Genomic DNA, 15,606 nt, shown 5'->3' on the forward strand with positions numbered 1-15,606 from the left:
GTGGGCTAGGGTCCCGGTCCTGATCGGGGACCGTCGGACCTGTGGAGTCGTCGTGAGCAATGCGCAGGGCACCCACCGAGCAGCACGCGGTGCGGCGACCCCCGTACCGGGGGCCGCGACGGAGGCCGGGGGCACCCGGCTGCCGCACCAGTCCGACTGGGACGCCGTACCGAACTCGTCGTGGGCCGACGAGGCGGCGGCCACCGGCTGCCTCCCGGTGATTCCGGTGATTCCGGTGATTCCGGAACAGGAACCGGCGCCCACGGCGGCGCCGGTCGGCGCCAGGACCGCCGCGCGCCGGGCCGCCAGGAGCGGCGGCCGGGCGGAACCGGCGTCCACGCCCTCCCCTGCGGGAGGTTCCCGGCGCGATCCCCGGCGCGATCCCCGGCGCGATTCCCGGCGCGACCTCCGCCCCGACCTCCGGCCCGACTCCCTGCGCAAGCTGCTGCCGCAGGCGCTCGTCGTCGCGTTCCTGGCGGGCGGGACCGTCGCGTTCCTCGCCGGCGACAAGGACGTACAGCTCACCGTCGACGGCGAACCGCGCACCCTCCACACCTTCGCCGACGACGTCGGGGAGGTGCTGGCGCAGCAGGGCGTGACCGTGGGCGAGCACGACCTCGTCGCGCCCGGCCCGCAGGCCGAACTGCACGACGGCGACCAGGTCGAGGTCCGGTTCGGCCGTCCCGTCACGCTCACCCTCGACGGTCACCGGCGCCTGCTGTGGACCACGGCTGACACCGTCGACGAGGCCCTGCGCGAGCTCGGCGTCCGCGCCGAGGGCGCGCATCTGTCCGCGTCGCGCGGCTCGTCCATCGGGCGGCACGGCCTCGACCTGGACGTACGCACCGAGCGGACCGTCACGCTGCTCGCCGACGGCCGCGAGCGGACGGTACGCACCAACGCCGCCACCGTCCGCGAGGTCGTCGCCCAGTCCGGGATCACCCTGCGGAACCAGGACGCGACGTCCGTCGACCCGGAGAGCTTCCCCCGGGAGGGCCAGACCATCTCGGTGCTGCGGATCTCCGGCACCGAGGAGGTGCGCGAGGAGCCGGTGCGGTTCCGCACGGAGAAGCACAAGGACGCCCAGCTGTTCCACGGCACCGAGGCCGTCGACACCCCGGGGAAGGCGGGCGTCCGCCGGGTCACGTACGCCTTCCGGACGGTCAACGGGGTGAAGCAGCGGCCCAGGATCATCCGCTCCGAGATCGTCAGGGAGCCCGTCACCCAGGTCGTCCGCATCGGCACCAAGCCGCTGCCGACCTCGGTCGCCGGGGCCGACGGCCTGAACTGGCAGGGCCTCGCGCACTGCGAGGCCGGCGGCCGCCCGCACGCGGTCGACCCGTCCGGCACCTACGGCGGCCTCTACCAGTTCGACACCCAGACCTGGCACAGCCTCGGCGGCAGCGGCCGCCCCCAGGACGCCCCAGCGGGCGAACAGACCTTCCGTGCCAAACGGCTCTACATCCAGCGCGGCTCCAGCCCCTGGCCGGTCTGCGGCCGCAAACTCGGCGGCTGAGGACCTCGGCGCGGTGGTCAGGCCGGGGCCCGGCCGCTGGTCCGCCCGGCCGGGGCCCGGCTTGAGGGCGGCTGCCGGGCCCGTACGCTGAGTACGTGAGCACCACTGAGCCCGACGCCCTCCTCGGTCCCGCCGACATCCGCGAACTGGCCGCCGCGCTGGGCGTACGCCCCACCAAGCAGCGGGGCCAGAACTTCGTCATCGACGCGAACACGGTGCGGCGCATCGTGCGGACGGCCGGTGTACTGCCGGACGACACCGTCCTCGAGGTCGGGCCCGGCCTCGGATCCCTGACGCTGGCGCTGCTGGAAGCGGCCGGCCGCGTCACGGCGATCGAGATCGACGACGTGCTCGCGGGCGCGCTCACCCCCACCATCGTGGCCCGGATGCCCTCCCGCGCCGACCGCTTCGCGCTGGTGCACAACGACGCGATGCAGGTCACGGAGCTGCCGGGGCCGCCGCCGACCGCGCTGGTCGCGAATCTGCCGTACAACGTGGCGGTGCCGGTGCTGCTGCACATGCTCGCGACGTTCCCGACGATCGAACGCACCCTCGTCATGGTCCAGGCCGAGGTCGCGGACCGGCTGGCCGCCAAGCCCGGCAACAAGGTCTACGGCGTGCCCTCGGTGAAGGCGAACTGGTACGCGGACGTGAAGCGCGCCGGGTCCATCGGCCGCAACGTCTTCTGGCCCGCGCCGAACGTCGACTCCGGTCTCGTCGCCCTGGTGCGCCACGAGCCGCCGACGACCACGGCCACCCGGCGTGAGGTCTTCGCGGTCGTCGACGCGGCCTTCGCCCAGCGCCGCAAGACCCTGCGGGCCGCGCTCGCCGGCTGGGCCGGCTCGGCTCCGGCGGCCGAGGCCGCGCTCGTCGCGGCGGGCATCTCGCCGCAGGCGCGCGGTGAGGCGCTGACGGTCGAGGAGTTCGCGGCCATCGCCGAGCACAAGCCGGCCGTGGCGGTCCCGTCGGAGGACGCGAAGTGACCCTCCCGGCCTCCGTCACCGTCCGGATTCCCGCCAAGGTCAACGCGCAGCTCGCCGTCGGCGGTCTGCGGCCCGACGGGTTCCACGACCTGGCCAACGTGTTCCTCGCCGTGGGCCTGTTCGACGAGGTCACCGTCACCCCCGCCGACAGCCTGCGGATCACGGCGTCCGGCCCGGACGCCGCCGAGATCCCCCTCGACGGCACGAACCTGGCCGCCCGCGCCGCCGTCGCACTCGCCGCGCGGCACGGCATCGAGCCCGCCGTCCACATCCACATCGCCAAGGACATCCCCGTCGCGGGCGGCATGGCGGGCGGCAGCGCGGACGGGGCGGGCGCGCTGCTCGGCTGCGACGCCCTGTGGGGGCTGCACACCCCGCAGGCCGAACTCCTGGACATCTGCGCCGAGTTGGGCAGCGACGTTCCGTTCAACCTGATCGGCGGCGCCGCACTCGGACGCGGGCGGGGCGAGCTCCTCACCCCGCTCGACGTGCGGGGACCGTTCCACTGGGTCTTCGCCGTCGCGGACGGCGGGCTGTCGACGCCGGCCGTCTACCGCGAGTGCGACCGGCTGCGCGAGGCGTCCGGCACGGGCGCCGCCACGGCCGACATCGCCGACCCGGAACCGGCCCCGGCCCTGCTCGCAGCCCTCGCCTCCGGCGACCCGGCCGCGCTGGCGGCCGCCCTGAGCAACGACCTCCAGCCCGCCGCCCTCTCCCTGCGCCCCGCCCTCGCCGACACCCTCCGCGCGGGCACCGGGGCCGGTGCCCTGGCCGCCCTGGTCTCCGGCTCGGGCCCGACGTGCGCCTTCCTGGCGGCCACCTCCGAAGAAGCCGAGAAGATCGCCGAGGCCGTTCTCGCTTCCGGCACCTGCCGCGCGACCCGGGTCACGACGTCCCCCGCTCCGGGGGCGACGATCCTGCCTGCCTGACGCCGCCAGGCGTGGGGCGGCTGGTGGTGGAGGGGGGCGTGTAACGCTTTCGGGCGGCCGAGCCAAGTAGAGATGTAAGGCATTGCTCGTCCGTTCAAGGAGTCGTCCGTGAAAGCGGAGCATTCAACAGCGCCACCGGTGCGTGATCCGGTCGGGTTCGCCGCGTTCTACCAGCAGCAGTTCGACACTGTGCTCGGTTTCGTCACCCGGCGCACCGACAGCCCGCACCTGGCCGCGGACCTGACGGCCGACATCTTCCTGACCGCGCTCGAACAGGCACACACCTACGACGCCCGGCGCGGCGCACCGGTCGCCTGGCTCTACGGCATCTCCCGCAACGTCCTGGCCGCCCACTTCCGGGGCAGTGCCCGTGAGCGGCAGGCCACCGCCCAGCTCGCCGGCCGGCGGCTGCTGGACGACGAGGACGTCAGCGCGATCGAGCGCCGGATCGACGCGGCCCGCGACGCCCGGCAGCTGGCCGAGCGGCACGCCGCCCTCTCCGAGCCGCTGCGCGCGGTGCTGGACCTGGTGGCCCTGGACGGACTGACCACCCGAGAGGCCGCACAGGCCCTGGGCATCAGCTCGGCCGCCGCCCGGGTGCGCCTGCACCGCGCCCGCATGGCCCTGCAGCGCGCCGACACCCAGACCACCACATCCCTGCACGCCGTCTCGGAGGCCCACTCATGACCAGCCCCGTGCACTTCCAGCAGCAGCTCGCCGAGGAGCTCACCGCCCGCGCCGCGGCCCTGCCGCCCACCACTGCGGTGCCGGTGCGGCCGCGCCACACCCGGCGGATCGCGGTCACCGCGCTGGGACTGGCCGCGGCCGCCACCGCGGTGGTGCTGATCCCGCACTCGGCCGACACCACCGACACCCCGCAAGCAGGAACAGGTCAGAGCACCGCCCACGTCCCCGGCAGCGGTGCGCCGGTCCTGAGCAACGCCTCGTACACGGTCGCTCCGCGCAAGGACGGGACCGTCAGCATCCAGGTGTCGGGCGCGGAGGTGTCCGGACTCCAGGCGGCGCTGCGCAGCCTGGGCGTGCCGGCCGTGGTCCTGCGGGCCTCGGACTCCTGCCCCGACAAGGTCCGCACCAACCCCAACCTCGAGTCGGTCGAGTCGCAGGACCCGAAGGACGGACGCGTGATGCTGATCCGTCCCAGCGCCATCCCGCACGGGGACTTCCTGGTACTGGTGCAGGCCGACCTCAAGGGCGCCCTGCACCCGGACAAAATGGGCTCCATGGACGTCATGCTGACCCACGGCGAGCCCACCTGCTTCCCCACCTCCCAGTCCGGCATCGGCGAGGGCTAGAGCCTGTCCCGCCCCCTCCGGACCCGGTCGTACCGGGTCCGGAGGGGGCGCGCACCGAACAAGAGCCGAACAAGAGGGGCCGCGCCTCCATCCCCCGCACCTGAGCACCGACAGAGGATCACCGCCATCACAGCCACCATGCGAACAGGATCCGACCCGGGCCATGGCACGGCGACCGGACACCTCCGGCACCCCGCGGTCCGCACCATCGGCCAGGACGTGCGGGGCAGGACCGTCGTCGAGTTCCACGGCGAGATCGACATAGCCACCACCCGCCAGAGCGACCAGCACCTGGACGCGGCCACCGCCCGCAGCACTCCGTCGGTGCTCGTCGACCTGCGCGGGGTGACGTTCATCGACAGCGCCGGGCTCGGCCCGATCTGCAGGGCCTGGCGCCGGGCCGTGGACCGTGGCGGCGACCTCACCCTGCTCTGCACCGACACCAGGATGCTCACCATCCTGCGGCTGACGGGCGTGACCCCCGCCATCGCCGTCACCGGCTCCTACCCTCGGATGGCCAACCGGCCGGGGTACCAGGCGAGCTGATGGAACCTCAGCCGTACATCCCCGCCACCCATGCCCACACCGTGAACTGCGCTCCCATCGCGATCGCCCAAAGTGCCGGCCGCCACGGCCGGCGGGACATCGCGCCGTAGCTGCCCACGGCCGCCGCCGCCAGCGCGACGACCATCGGCCCGAGGGACAGCACGGCCTTGCCCCAGCCGTTGCAGAGGGCGTGGTCGCCCGGATCGCACTCGGTCGCAACGGACAGGCCCATCAGGGACACGGCGGTCAGCCCGACGAGGGAGCACAGACAGACGACCGCCACACCCAGCACCCGTACACCCTGCTCGACGATCTCTCTGCGCGTCACGAGCGGCACGGTAGCGGTACGCCCTGACGTCACGCCACGCGTTCGGACCGGCGTCAGGTCTCAGCCGCATCGTCGAGGTTGCGCCGCAGCGCGATGAACACCCGCCACCGGTGCAGGAAGAACTCCAGCGGTTCGGCGCTGTCCGTCCGTTCCGCCTCCCGCCGCGCGGCGCCCAGTTCCCGGTCGAACCGTTCGGCCGCCGCCAGATCCAGCCCGCTGACGGTCACCCGCAGGGCCGCCTCGACGAGCGGATCGCCGGGTTCCGCCATCAGGCGGCCAACTCGAACCACAGCAACTTCCCGCACATCCCGAACACTTCCTCGCCGAGCGCGTACCCACCCCACCGGTCCGCGCACTCCCGCACGAGCAACAGTCCGCGCCCCCGCTCGGCGCACTCGGGCGGCCCGGGCGGGTGCGGACCGCCGCGAAACGGCGGCGGAATCGTCGGGTTGGTGTCCCACACACCCACCCGTACGTGCGTCGTGCGCGGATTGCTCAGCCGGATCCACGACGGCCCGTCGGAGTACAGCAGCGAGTTGGTCACCAACTCGCTCGCCAGCAGCTCGGCCACGTCGCTGACCTGCGCCATCCCGTATGTCTGCAGCACGGCTCGCACCGTTGACCGCGCGACGCGGACGGCTCTGCCGTCGTGCGGGAGTTGGAGGGTGTACGTCCAGAACTCGCCGGGGTGCGGCGTGTTCGCCGCTACGTTGTTGTCGTTGTGCATGGGGGAGCCGCCTTCATCGAGTGGTCTGCGTCACACCGTAGAGTGCGGCGGCAAAGGTATTTAGCGGTACGGGCTAAAGACCTTTGGATTTAGCCCGTGTGAGTGACTGCTCCGCGCTGCGCGCGGCTACGGAGGGACGGCGGATGCCGGTCAGGAACGCGCCCACAGCGCGCCAACTGCGACTCGGGGCCGAGCTGCGCAAACTGCGGGAGCGTGCGGGTCTGACGTCAACCGAGGCGGGGCGTCTGCTCGGCACCAACCAGGCGCAGATCAGCAACATCGAGGCGAGCCGTTTCGGCGTGAGCGCCGACCGCGTTCGCACGCTGGCGCGGAACTATGACTGTTCCGACGCGGCTCTCGTCGATGCGCTGGTGGGCATGACGGGAGAGCGGAAGCGCGGCTGGTGGGAGGAGTACCGCGACATTCTGCCCATCGGGCTGCTCGACCTTGCGGAGATGGAGCACCACGCGACGGCGATGCGGGTGGCCGTGGTGATCCATATGCCGGGACTGCTCCAGACGCTGGATCATGCTCGCGCGGGGCTTCAGGAGGCAGTCCCGCCGCTCCGGCCGCACATCGTCGAACACCACATCTCGTACCGGATGAAGCGGCAGGCGATCCTGTACGGCGACCGGCCGACGCACTACGCCACGATCGTGCACGAGGCCGCGCTGCGGATGGGAGTGGGTGGCCGGGACGTTGCGCGGCGGCAGTTGGAGCACCTCATCGAGATGAGCGAGCACGAGAACGTGGTCGTGCGAGTGATCCCGTTCGGCGAATGGGCCTTTGTCTCCACCGGCCAGTCCATCACCTATGCCTCGGGCCCCATGCCGCTGCTGGACACCGTCGAACTGGACACCGCTCACGGTTGCGAGTTCCTGGACGCGGAGACGCAGCTCGCCAAGTATCGAGTGGTGCTCGACCGAATGAGCAGCGGGGCTCTCACTCCGGAGAAATCACGGGATCTGATCCACAGCATCGCCCAGAGCCTCTGAAAGGCGGCGAACGTGTCCACAATGTCCTGGCAGAAGTCCTCTTACAGTCCCGAGGAATCAAACTGCCTCTACATAGCCCGCACCCCCGACGGAACCGTCCGCCTCCGCGAAAGCGACGATCCCGACGTGACCGTCCGCACCACCCCCGCCGCGCTCCGCGCGTTCCTGCACGGAGTGAGGGCCGGAGCGCTCGATCACCTCGCAGGCGGCCCCGGCGGCGCCCCGGGGATGTAGTCAGCGGACGGTGGGGACCGGCACTTCCGGCGTGCGTAGCCAGACCTGCTGGCCGCCGGCCTCCGTCACGGTGAGGCCGAATGCGTCGCGCTCGGGCCGACCGTGCTCCGACCACCAGGCGTAGGCGGTTCGGACCTCGTCCCAGAGGTGGCGGGGGCCGTACTGGTCCACCTCGAACGACGTTGCACCCGGGACGTAGTCGACGGGGGCCCACGATCGCCGGTCGTCGGCCAGCAGCCACAAGGTCGACTCGTCGCTGCCGTCGTCGGCGGCGCACAGCATCGACCACAGGCCGGACACCCTGGACGGCGACGGCGAAGCGGGCGTCCGTGTCGTTCCGGGCGGACTCCGGGTGCACCGTCGTTCCGCTCTTGGTGCCCTCGTTCTCGTGGTGGAGGTAGTCCACGAGGTATCCGTAGCCGGGACGCTGCTGTCGAGCCCACCTGAAGGCCGGATATCCGGAGAACCGGCCGGTGGCCACTCCGTGCGAGACGTCGAGGACCGCGAAGGAGGCGGAGAAGCAGCCGTTTCCCCAAGGGGTGACGATCCGGCCTTCAGGGGTCTGTTCGACCCAGGCCCCCGGGATCTCCTGGACGCAGCAGGTGGAGATCAGCCGGTCGAAGGGGGCGTGGGCCGGCACCCCGGCGAGCCCGTCCCCGAGGATCAGCCGGGGAGCCAGGCCCGCCCGGCGGAGGTTCTTCCGTGCTTCCGCCGCCACGCCCTCGTCCATTTCGACCGAGGTCACCAGCCGGCCGCCGAGCCGATGAGTGAGCCATGCGGCGTTGTAGCCCGTGCCGGTGCCCACCTCCAGTGCGCGACGCCTTCGACTCACTCCAACCGGCGCGGGCGGCGAGCGCCCGCGCCGTCAGGCCGGTCGGTCTGCGGATCTCTCGAAGGCGTCGCCCGAGAGCCCTCCGGGCATCGAGGACGGCTGAGGAAGGAGAAGTCACCACGGGAGCGTTCGGATCAGATGATCCGGTACTCCTCGTGCGGGATTGCCCGTTCCCACACCGCCTCGAACGAGCTTTCGCAGAGGTTGAGGATCGTCGGGTCGGTCGTCAGTTCCATCCAGTCCTCCGGGCTCTCACCGTCGCCGGTGAAGTGCAGGACGAGGACCAGCTCGTTGTCGAACACCCAGAAGTCGTTGCCGGGGAAGGCGATGTCCGTCGCTTGCCGGCGGGGGAGCCAGCGAATCTGTTCGCCGGCCTTCACGTTCGCGTCCGAGACATGGTGCTCGAACTTGATGTAGTCCGACTCCGGGACGGAGAAGACCCGTGCTCGGCGGTTCACCACGCCGCGATCCGTTGCTTCCCGCACCCACGTGAGCCAGTCCCGGAACTCGGGATCGTTGTCCTGATCCGCGTTGCGAACCCTGCTCTGCCAGGCGATATAGGCCGGGTCCGACGTCATGTAGCCGTCGCGCATCCCAGATGCACGGCCGAGTGACGTGCCGAGGCGAGCAGTTCCTCAAACGTTGGGGGCTTCGTCACTCTTCACCTCCAGGAAGAACTGGACCATCCGCCGCGGGATCTCGACGACGGTCTCGTGGGCGGGGAGGTCCAGTTCCGACAGCCGTTCCCGGTCCAGCACCTTCCACCCCTGGACCAGGTAGTTGTCGGTCTCGTCATCGAGATACACGGTGGGAGAGCCGCCGGACTTGCTCTCCGGGTCCTTGCCGAGCAGGTGTAACGCCATGGTGTCCTCCGCTGTCGAGCCGGATGAGGGTCCGCTGCCAACGAGCTTGCACCGCGCCCACCCGCGCGCGACACGAACTTGCGCGACCTTGCTCGATCGACTTCGGTGCCGCGGCTGGGAACGGGGGCCGGGCGGTGGCCCGCTCCCGCCTGCGGATTGCCACACCGGGTGACCGCGAACGCACGCTGTGTGGCGCCACCGGCAAGGGATGCGGGCGGAGGGGGTGGTCGGTGGTGGCGACTACCCTGGGAGATCGATCGTTCCGCACCAGCATGGAGTAAAAGTGGCCGTCAACCTCGTCAACGTCGAGGCCGTAGGAAAGGTCTACGGCACCCGGGCGCTGCTCGACGGTGTTTCCCTCGGCGTTTCGGAGGGCGACCGTATCGGGGTCGTCGGCCGTAATGGTGACGGGAAGACGACCCTGATCCGGATGCTCGCGCAGCTGGAGGAGCCGGACACCGGGCGGGTCACGCATGTGGGCGGGCTGCGGCTCGGGGTGCTGACGCAGCACGACAGCCTGGATCCGAAGGCGACCGTCCGGCACGAGGTGGTCGGGGACAAGGCGGACCACGAGTGGCTCGGGGACGCGAAGATCCGCGATGTGCTGACCGGGCTGTTCGGCGGGCTGGACCTGCCGGGGTTCCCGCAAGGGCTGGACACGGTGATCGGGCCGCTGTCCGGTGGCGAGCGGCGCAGGATCGCGCTGGCGAAGCTGCTGATCGACGAGCAGGACCTGGTCGTGCTCGACGAGCCGACCAACCACCTCGACGTCGAGGGCATCGCCTGGCTGGCCCAGCACCTCCAGACCCGGCGCTCCGCGCTGGTCTGCGTCACTCACGACCGGTGGTTCCTGGACCAGGTCTGCACCCGGATGTGGGACGTGCAGCGCGGTGATGTGCACGAGTACGAGGGCGGCTACAGCGACTACGTCTTCGCGCGGGCCGAGCGCGACCGGCGGGCGGCCACCGAGGAGGGCAAGCGGCAGAACCTCATGCGCAAGGAGCTGGCGTGGCTGCGCCGCGGCGCCCCGGCGCGGACGAGCAAGCCGCGCTACCGCATCGAGGCCGCGAACGAGCTGATCGCGGACGTGCCGCCGCCGCGCGACAGCGCCGAGCTGATGAAGTTCGCCAACTCGCGGCTCGGCAAGACCGTCTTCGAGCTGGAGGACGTGACGATCCAGGGCGGCGACAAGGTGCTGCTCAAGCACCTGACGTGGCAGCTGGGTCCGGGCGACCGGATCGGTCTGGTCGGGGTGAACGGCGCGGGCAAGACGTCGCTGCTGCGGGCGCTGGCGCAGGCCGCGTACTCGCACGGCGACGACCAGCCGCCGGCCGGGAAGATCGTCGTCGGCAAGACGGTGAAGCTCGCGTACCTGTCGCAGGAGGTCAGCGAGGTCGACCCGACGTGGCGGGTGCTGCAGGCCGTGGAGAGCGTGCGGCAGCGCGTGGACCTCGGCAAGGGCAAGGAGATGACGGCGGGCCAGCTGTGCGAGCAGTTCGGCTTCTCGAAGGAGAAGCAGTGGACGCCGGTCGGTGACCTGTCGGGTGGTGAGCGGCGCCGGCTGCAGATCCTGCGGCTGCTGATGGACGAGCCGAACGTGCTCTTCCTCGACGAACCGACCAACGACCTCGACATCGAGACGCTGACGCAGCTGGAGGACGTCCTCGACGGATGGCCCGGCTCGATGGTGGTCATCAGCCACGACCGGTTCTTCCTGGAGCGCACCACCGACAACGTCTGGGCGCTGCTCGGCGACTCGACGCTGCGGATGCTGCCGCGCGGGGTCGACGAGTACCTGGAGCGCCGCCGCCGTATCGCGGCGGACTCGGCGCCCGCGCCGGTCGCGGCGAAGGGCAAGGCGGCGGGAGCCGCCGGGTCCCGGGACGAGCGGGCGGCGAAGAAGGAGCTGCAGAAGGTCGAGCGCCGGCTCGACCGCATCGGCCAGGAAGAGGCCAAGGCGCACTCGCAGATCGCGGACAACTCGACGGACTTCGACCTCGTCGCCAAGCTGGACACGCAACTGCGCGCGCTGCGCGACGAGCGCGACGAGCTGGAAATGCGCTGGCTGGAGCTGGCGGACGACGAATAGGACGGCACAAATAGGACGGCGCGAGCCGTCGACGCCGGGGCGTGCGCGCCCCGGCGTGTGGGGCTTGTAGCGGGCGCGTAACGGTCGAGGACCGGCGCGTGGGGCGGCCGGGACGCAGTGATAGAAAGAGAACTCCCGCTTACCTGACCCTTACTGGTATTGCCTGAATGAGGACCTGCTGATGACGCAGCCGCCCCCGCCGCCCGGCAACCCGCCCAACTTCGGGAAGTCCGAGGGCGCTGTGCCTCCGCCTCCCCAGCAGGCTCCGCCGCCGCAGGAGCCGCAGTACGGCTATCCGCAGACGGCCGTGAGCCCGCAGGCGCCGCCGCCCGGCCAGCCGCCGCAGTACGGCTATCCGCAGAACCCGCCTCCGGGCCAGGTTCCGGACAATCCGTACGCGCAGCCGGTCCCGCCGGGGCAGAACCCGTACGCGCAGCCGGCGCCGCAGCAGCCGCAGCAGCCCCAGTACGGCTACCCGTCGCAGGGTCAGCCGCCCGGGCAGCCGCCGCAGTACGGCTACCCGCAGAACCCGCAAGGTCCGCCCCAAGGTCCGCCCCAGGGGCCGCCGATGGGCCCGCCGCAGACCGTGTACACGCCGCAGGGCGGCGGTCAGGGCGGCGGCAACAGCAAGATCGTCATGATCGTCGCCGCGGTGGTCGCCGCGGTGCTGGTCATCGGTGGTGGCGTGTACTTCCTGACCAAGGGCGACGACGGCGACAAGAAGCCGATCGCGGACAAGACGTCGGCCGGTGCCACCGGCGGCGCCACCGGCGGTAACGACGGCAAGCAGCAGGGCGTCATCAACGCCAAGGTGGGTTGGAGCAAGACCGCTACGCGGCCGCCGGTGGACGAGATCCAGGCCCGGGTCCCGAACACCTGGTTCAGCGGCGACACCGTCGTCAAGACGCTGCCGGACTCCGTGAAGGGGTACGCGCTCAGCGGCGGCGCGGAGAAGTGGTCGATCCCGATCACCGGCAAGTCCTGCCCCGCGTCGGACGACGTCTCCGACAACCGGGTCGCGATCCAGTTCGGCGCCAACTGCGAGATGCTGATGGCCGTCGACATCTCCAAGGGCACCAAGCTCTGGGAGGTGCCGCTGCCCATCGCGCCGGGTTCGAGCAGCTCCACCTTCCTCTACTCGACGGTCGCGGTCAGCGGCGATGTCGCGGCGGTCTCCTGGCTGCACGGCTACGCCGGGTACAAGCTCAGCACCCATGCGCAGATCTGGGCGCCCAACCCGTCGTCCAACTGCCAGGACAAGAGCTACGCGGGCGGCAAGCAGCTCGTCGTCTCGGTCGAGTGCGGCAAGGACGTCTTCGTCCGCGGTGTCGACACCACGACCTACAAGACCACCTGGTCCTGGCAGGTCTCGGCGGGCACCGAGCTCTCCAGCATCGTGTCCACCGACCCGGTGGTCATCGGCATCGGCGCCACCAACAGCCTGATGTCCGACCTCATGTACCTGGAGGGCGGCAAGCTCGTCGGCCACACCTCGCTGGGCAACGGCGGCTACCAGGGCAACTACGGGATCCACTGCCGGATCGCCGGTGAGGGCCCCTGCTTCAACTTCGCCATCCAGGGCACGACGCTCTACACCCCGACGAAGTCGCACAAGGCGGACGGTGCCGCCTACGGCCAGACCAACGAGATCGCGGCCGTGGACCTGAAGACCGGCAAGCCGCTGTGGACCGTCAAGCCGGCCGTCTCCGGCGAGTCGACCGTGGTCGGCATCGAGAACGGCAAGGTCATCGCGTACCAGGAGTCGGGGTACGACAAGCCCGGCGGGCTCTATGCGATGGACCCGACGACGCAGAAGAACACGCCGTACATGGTGTTCAGCGCCGACACGAAGAAGACCGAGAACGACTTCCTGGACACGTACCGCTACACGTGGCTGCACAACGGGCACTTCTTCCTCACCGGTGTCACCGTCTCCGCCCGGGACTCGCTGTCCGCGCTGGTGATCGCGGACTTCAGCTGAGCCACCGGCCGGGGTAAAACCCCAGTACCGCACTGACGGGCCCATAACGAGACACCAGTCCCGTTATGGGCCCGTCCTGTGCACGATGAGACGCCCCGGGCGTGAACCGGCCATCAATGACGGGTATTTCGGAATTGAGGGGTGCTTCTTACCGGTAAGGGGCGCGCCGCGTCGAACAAACGTGTAGCTTCCGGGGCTAGACCCGGGCCCGCCGTGGGTCACCGCCGGGACAACGGGCGGGCCGTGCGCTACGTACAAGTGGGGGCAGGACGTGGAGCCGCCGGGACCGGTCCCGATCGGTCCTCAGGGGGATAGGGGAGCGCGACATGGGCGTACGTCTTGTCGTCATCGACGACCACCGGCTGCTCGCGGAGGCGCTCGCCTCGGCACTGAAACTGCGCGGACACCGGGTGCTCGCCGCGGCCTCGCCGGTGGCGGGGGCGGCGGATCTCGTACTGAGCAGGTCGCCGGAGGTGTGTCTGATCGGCACGTCGTCGCCGGCCGATCCCGGGGTGTTCGAGACCGTCTCGCGGGTCAAGCGCGAGCGGCCGGCGGTGGCCGTGGTCGTTCTCGGGCCGGTGCCGAGCCCGCGCGGCATCGCGGCGGCGTTCGCGGCCGGCGCCTCGGGCTATGTGCGGCAGGACGAGCGCATCGAGGGCGTCGAGCGGGCGATGGTGAAGGCCAGGGCCGGTGAGGTCGCGGTCTCTCCGCAGCTGCTGCAGAGCGCGTTCGCGGAACTGCTGAACCCGGTGGAGGAGCCCGACGACGAGGGCAGCCGGCTGCTGCAGATGCTCACCCCGCGCGAGATAGAGGTCCTGATGCGGGTCGCCGAGGGCGAGGACACCCGGCTGATCGCCGCCGGGATGAGCATCGCCCCCAGCACCGCGCGCACCCATGTGCAGCGGGTGCTCATGAAACTCGGCGTCGGCTCCCGGCTGGAGGCCGCCGCGCTCGCGGCCCGTACCGGGCTGCTGGACCGGGTCGCGGCCGGGAGCTTCCCCTCCGGAGGCCCCGCAAGCTGACCGGGCCGCCGGGGCCCGAGCCCCCCGCGTTCCGATGCTCCACACGCCGATGCCCCCGCGCCCTGTGCGGGGGCATCGGCATGTCGTCGTGCCCCTCACCCACCGATCTCGCCAGGTCCTGGCCGGTGCATTGACGTCACTGTTGTTTTGTGGTTCATTGTGCGCGGTTATGTTGAGTAGGTTTGATGAGGGGTCTCCGGAGTGAAGAAGACGACGACCCGCCTGGCGGACGGCCGTGAGCTGCTCTACTACGACTCCCGTGACGACGTGGTGCGCGACGCCGTGGACCGGCGCCTGCTGGACGCCGTCGCCACCTCGGCCGAGCTGCGCCGCGATCCGCTGCTGGGCGACACCGTCGCCGTCGCCTCCCACCGGCAGGGCCGGATCTACCACCCGCCCGCCGACGAGTGCCCGCTGTGCCCGTCGCGCGACGGCCGGCTCAGCGAGATCCCGGCCGCCGACTACGACGTCGCCGTCTTCGAGAACCGCTTCCCCTCCCTCGCGGGCGACGCCGGCCGCTGCGAGGTCGTCTGCTTCACCTCCGACCACGACGCCTCGTTCGCCGACCTCACCCCCGAGCAGGCCGGACTGGTGCTCGACGCCTGGACCGACCGCACCGCCGAGCTGTCCCAACTCCCCGGCGTCGAACAGGTCTTCTGCTTCGAGAACCGCGGCAAGGAGATCGGCGTCACCCTCGGCCACCCGCACGGCCAGATCTACGCGTACCCGTTCGTCACCCCGCGCACCGAGCTGATGCTGCGCTCGCTGGCCGAGCACCGGGAGCGCACCGGCGGCAACCTCTTCGACGACGTCCTCGCGGACGAGCGCGCCGACGGCCGCCGTGTCGTGCTGGAGGGCGAGCACTGGACGGCGTTCGTCCCGTACGCGGCGCACTGGCCCTACGAGGTGCACCTCTACCCGAACCGCCGGGTGCCGGACCTGCTGCAGCTCGACGAGGACGCCCGCACAGAGTTCCCACATGTCTATCTGGAACTCTTGAAGCGCTTCGACCGGATCTTCGGGGAGGGCGAACCGCGCACGCCGTACATCGCGGGCTGGCACCAGGCGCCCTTCGGGGCGGCCGACCGGTGTGACTTCGCGTTGCACCTTGAGCTTTTCACCGTCCGCCGCACTTCCGGCAAGCTGAAGTTTCTCGCGGGTTCCGAATCCGGCATGAGTGTGTTCATCAACGACGTGCCCCCGGAAACCGCGGCACAGCGACTGCGAGAGGTAGCGAGCCAGTGAGCA

Annotated in this window: 18 protein-coding genes and 1 pseudogene; 12 read left to right on the plus strand and 7 right to left on the minus strand. The window is 71.0% G+C overall.

Translation table 11 applies throughout. The features are described from left to right. The first annotated feature begins 52 nt into the window (after positions 1–52). The 6 genes from LNW73_RS19510 to LNW73_RS19535 all read left to right on the plus strand — a co-directional run bounded on the left by LNW73_RS19510 (position 53) and on the right by LNW73_RS19535 (position 5,287). Entirely contained in the window at positions 53–1,516 is a 1,464-nt protein-coding gene (locus LNW73_RS19510; protein ID WP_250990781.1) for a ubiquitin-like domain-containing protein, read from the plus strand. A gap of 95 nt (positions 1,517–1,611) precedes the next feature. After that, positions 1,612–2,499 carry a 16S rRNA (adenine(1518)-N(6)/adenine(1519)-N(6))-dimethyltransferase RsmA gene (gene rsmA / locus LNW73_RS19515; RefSeq protein ID WP_250990782.1) on the plus strand — a complete coding sequence of 296 codons (888 nt, stop codon included), beginning with the start codon at positions 1,612–1,614 and terminating at the stop codon, positions 2,497–2,499. Further along, positions 2,496–3,428, plus strand: coding sequence for a 4-(cytidine 5'-diphospho)-2-C-methyl-D-erythritol kinase (locus LNW73_RS19520; protein WP_250990783.1), 933 nt, complete (start codon positions 2,496–2,498; stop codon positions 3,426–3,428). Before rsmA ends, LNW73_RS19520 begins: the two co-directional genes overlap by 4 nt. 108 nt (positions 3,429–3,536) lie before the next feature. Beyond that, positions 3,537–4,115: an RNA polymerase sigma factor gene (locus tag LNW73_RS19525; protein WP_250976253.1), complete on the plus strand. Its 579-nt coding sequence runs from the start codon at positions 3,537–3,539 to the stop codon at positions 4,113–4,115. Next, complete coding sequence (locus LNW73_RS19530; protein WP_250976252.1) at positions 4,112–4,741, plus strand: hypothetical protein; 630 nt, start codon at positions 4,112–4,114, stop codon at positions 4,739–4,741. Before LNW73_RS19525 ends, LNW73_RS19530 begins: the two co-directional genes overlap by 4 nt. A gap of 138 nt (positions 4,742–4,879) precedes the next feature. Continuing rightward, positions 4,880–5,287, plus strand: a complete 408-nt coding sequence (locus LNW73_RS19535) for an STAS domain-containing protein (protein WP_250990784.1) — start codon at positions 4,880–4,882, stop codon at positions 5,285–5,287. A 7-nt stretch (positions 5,288–5,294) separates the two neighbouring features. On the opposite strand, the gene LNW73_RS19540 is transcribed toward LNW73_RS19535, so the two are convergent. From LNW73_RS19540 to LNW73_RS19550, 3 genes are read right to left on the minus strand one after another with little or no spacing between them, the layout of a single operon-like run. Then, positions 5,295–5,615: a hypothetical protein gene (locus LNW73_RS19540; RefSeq protein WP_250990785.1), complete on the minus strand. Its 321-nt coding sequence runs from the start codon at positions 5,613–5,615 to the stop codon at positions 5,295–5,297. A 53-nt stretch (positions 5,616–5,668) separates the two neighbouring features. Continuing rightward, entirely contained in the window at positions 5,669–5,884 is a 216-nt protein-coding gene (locus LNW73_RS19545; RefSeq protein WP_250990786.1) for a hypothetical protein, read from the minus strand. After that, positions 5,884–6,342, minus strand: a complete 459-nt coding sequence (locus tag LNW73_RS19550; RefSeq protein ID WP_250990787.1) for an ATP-binding protein — start codon at positions 6,340–6,342, stop codon at positions 5,884–5,886. The genes LNW73_RS19545 and LNW73_RS19550 overlap by 1 nt, the downstream gene beginning before the upstream one ends. A 143-nt stretch (positions 6,343–6,485) precedes the next feature. Between LNW73_RS19550 and LNW73_RS19555 the strand changes: the two genes are divergently transcribed. Both LNW73_RS19555 and LNW73_RS19560 read left to right on the plus strand, forming a co-directional pair. Continuing rightward, positions 6,486–7,337, plus strand: a complete 852-nt coding sequence (locus tag LNW73_RS19555; protein WP_250990788.1) for a helix-turn-helix domain-containing protein — start codon at positions 6,486–6,488, stop codon at positions 7,335–7,337. A 21-nt stretch (positions 7,338–7,358) separates the two neighbouring features. Continuing rightward, positions 7,359–7,571 carry a DUF397 domain-containing protein gene (locus tag LNW73_RS19560; protein ID WP_285393069.1) on the plus strand — a complete coding sequence of 71 codons (213 nt, stop codon included), beginning with the start codon at positions 7,359–7,361 and terminating at the stop codon, positions 7,569–7,571. Here the strand turns inward: LNW73_RS19560 and LNW73_RS19565 are convergent, their stop codons facing one another. The 4 genes and pseudogenes from LNW73_RS19565 to LNW73_RS19580 all read right to left on the minus strand — a co-directional run bounded on the left by LNW73_RS19565 (position 7,572) and on the right by LNW73_RS19580 (position 9,266). Further along, positions 7,572–7,871 (minus strand): hypothetical protein, encoded by a 300-nt coding sequence (locus tag LNW73_RS19565; RefSeq protein WP_250990790.1) that lies wholly within the window; start codon positions 7,869–7,871, stop codon positions 7,572–7,574. It lies immediately after the preceding gene. A gap of 289 nt (positions 7,872–8,160) precedes the next feature. Next, a pseudogene (locus tag LNW73_RS36700) lies at positions 8,161–8,403 on the minus strand (methyltransferase domain-containing protein); the annotation flags it as partial. Positions 8,404–8,537: 134 nt separating this feature from the next. Then, positions 8,538–8,996 (minus strand): DUF6879 family protein, encoded by a 459-nt coding sequence (locus LNW73_RS19575; RefSeq protein WP_308407690.1) that lies wholly within the window; start codon positions 8,994–8,996, stop codon positions 8,538–8,540. A 42-nt stretch (positions 8,997–9,038) separates the two neighbouring features. Continuing rightward, on the minus strand, positions 9,039–9,266 hold the full coding sequence (locus tag LNW73_RS19580; protein WP_250976246.1) for a hypothetical protein: 228 nt from the start codon (positions 9,264–9,266) through the stop codon (positions 9,039–9,041). A gap of 283 nt (positions 9,267–9,549) precedes the next feature. Between LNW73_RS19580 and LNW73_RS19585 the strand changes: the two genes are divergently transcribed. The 4 genes from LNW73_RS19585 to galT all read left to right on the plus strand — a co-directional run bounded on the left by LNW73_RS19585 (position 9,550) and on the right by galT (position 15,603). After that, positions 9,550–11,355, plus strand: coding sequence for an ABC-F family ATP-binding cassette domain-containing protein (locus LNW73_RS19585; protein ID WP_250990791.1), 1,806 nt, complete (start codon positions 9,550–9,552; stop codon positions 11,353–11,355). Between the two features lie 181 nt (positions 11,356–11,536). Beyond that, positions 11,537–13,336 carry a hypothetical protein gene (locus tag LNW73_RS19590; protein WP_250990792.1) on the plus strand — a complete coding sequence of 600 codons (1,800 nt, stop codon included), beginning with the start codon at positions 11,537–11,539 and terminating at the stop codon, positions 13,334–13,336. A gap of 326 nt (positions 13,337–13,662) precedes the next feature. Continuing rightward, positions 13,663–14,358 (plus strand): response regulator transcription factor, encoded by a 696-nt coding sequence (locus tag LNW73_RS19595; RefSeq protein ID WP_250990793.1) that lies wholly within the window; start codon positions 13,663–13,665, stop codon positions 14,356–14,358. Between the two features lie 201 nt (positions 14,359–14,559). Then, a complete protein-coding gene (galT, locus tag LNW73_RS19600; protein WP_250990794.1) occupies positions 14,560–15,603 on the plus strand; it encodes a galactose-1-phosphate uridylyltransferase in 1,044 nt (347 codons plus the stop codon). Positions 15,604–15,606 lie beyond the last annotated feature (3 nt).

It is taken from the genome of Streptomyces sp. RKAG337, from assembly GCF_023701715.1.
Lineage (GTDB): Bacteria > Actinomycetota > Actinomycetes > Streptomycetales > Streptomycetaceae > Actinacidiphila.

Excerpts from the sequence above, each read along its gene's own strand:
- LNW73_RS19580 (WP_250976246.1), bottom strand. The coding sequence starts at position 9,266 with ATGGCGTTACACCTGCTCGGCAAGGACCCGGAGAGCAAGTCCGGCGGC.
- LNW73_RS19550 (WP_250990787.1), bottom strand. The coding sequence starts at position 6,342 with ATGCACAACGACAACAACGTAGCGGCGAACACGCCGCACCCCGGCGAG.
- LNW73_RS19560 (WP_285393069.1), top strand. The coding sequence starts at position 7,359 with ATGTCCTGGCAGAAGTCCTCTTACAGTCCCGAGGAATCAAACTGCCTC.
- LNW73_RS19555 (WP_250990788.1), top strand. The coding sequence starts at position 6,486 with ATGCCGGTCAGGAACGCGCCCACAGCGCGCCAACTGCGACTCGGGGCC.
- LNW73_RS19545 (WP_250990786.1), bottom strand. The coding sequence starts at position 5,884 with ATGGCGGAACCCGGCGATCCGCTCGTCGAGGCGGCCCTGCGGGTGACC.
- LNW73_RS19595 (WP_250990793.1), top strand. The coding sequence starts at position 13,663 with ATGGGCGTACGTCTTGTCGTCATCGACGACCACCGGCTGCTCGCGGAG.
- LNW73_RS19590 (WP_250990792.1), top strand. The coding sequence starts at position 11,537 with ATGACGCAGCCGCCCCCGCCGCCCGGCAACCCGCCCAACTTCGGGAAG.
- LNW73_RS19575 (WP_308407690.1), bottom strand. The coding sequence starts at position 8,996 with ATGCGCGACGGCTACATGACGTCGGACCCGGCCTATATCGCCTGGCAG.
- LNW73_RS19530 (WP_250976252.1), top strand. The coding sequence starts at position 4,112 with ATGACCAGCCCCGTGCACTTCCAGCAGCAGCTCGCCGAGGAGCTCACC.
- LNW73_RS19535 (WP_250990784.1), top strand. The coding sequence starts at position 4,880 with ATGCGAACAGGATCCGACCCGGGCCATGGCACGGCGACCGGACACCTC.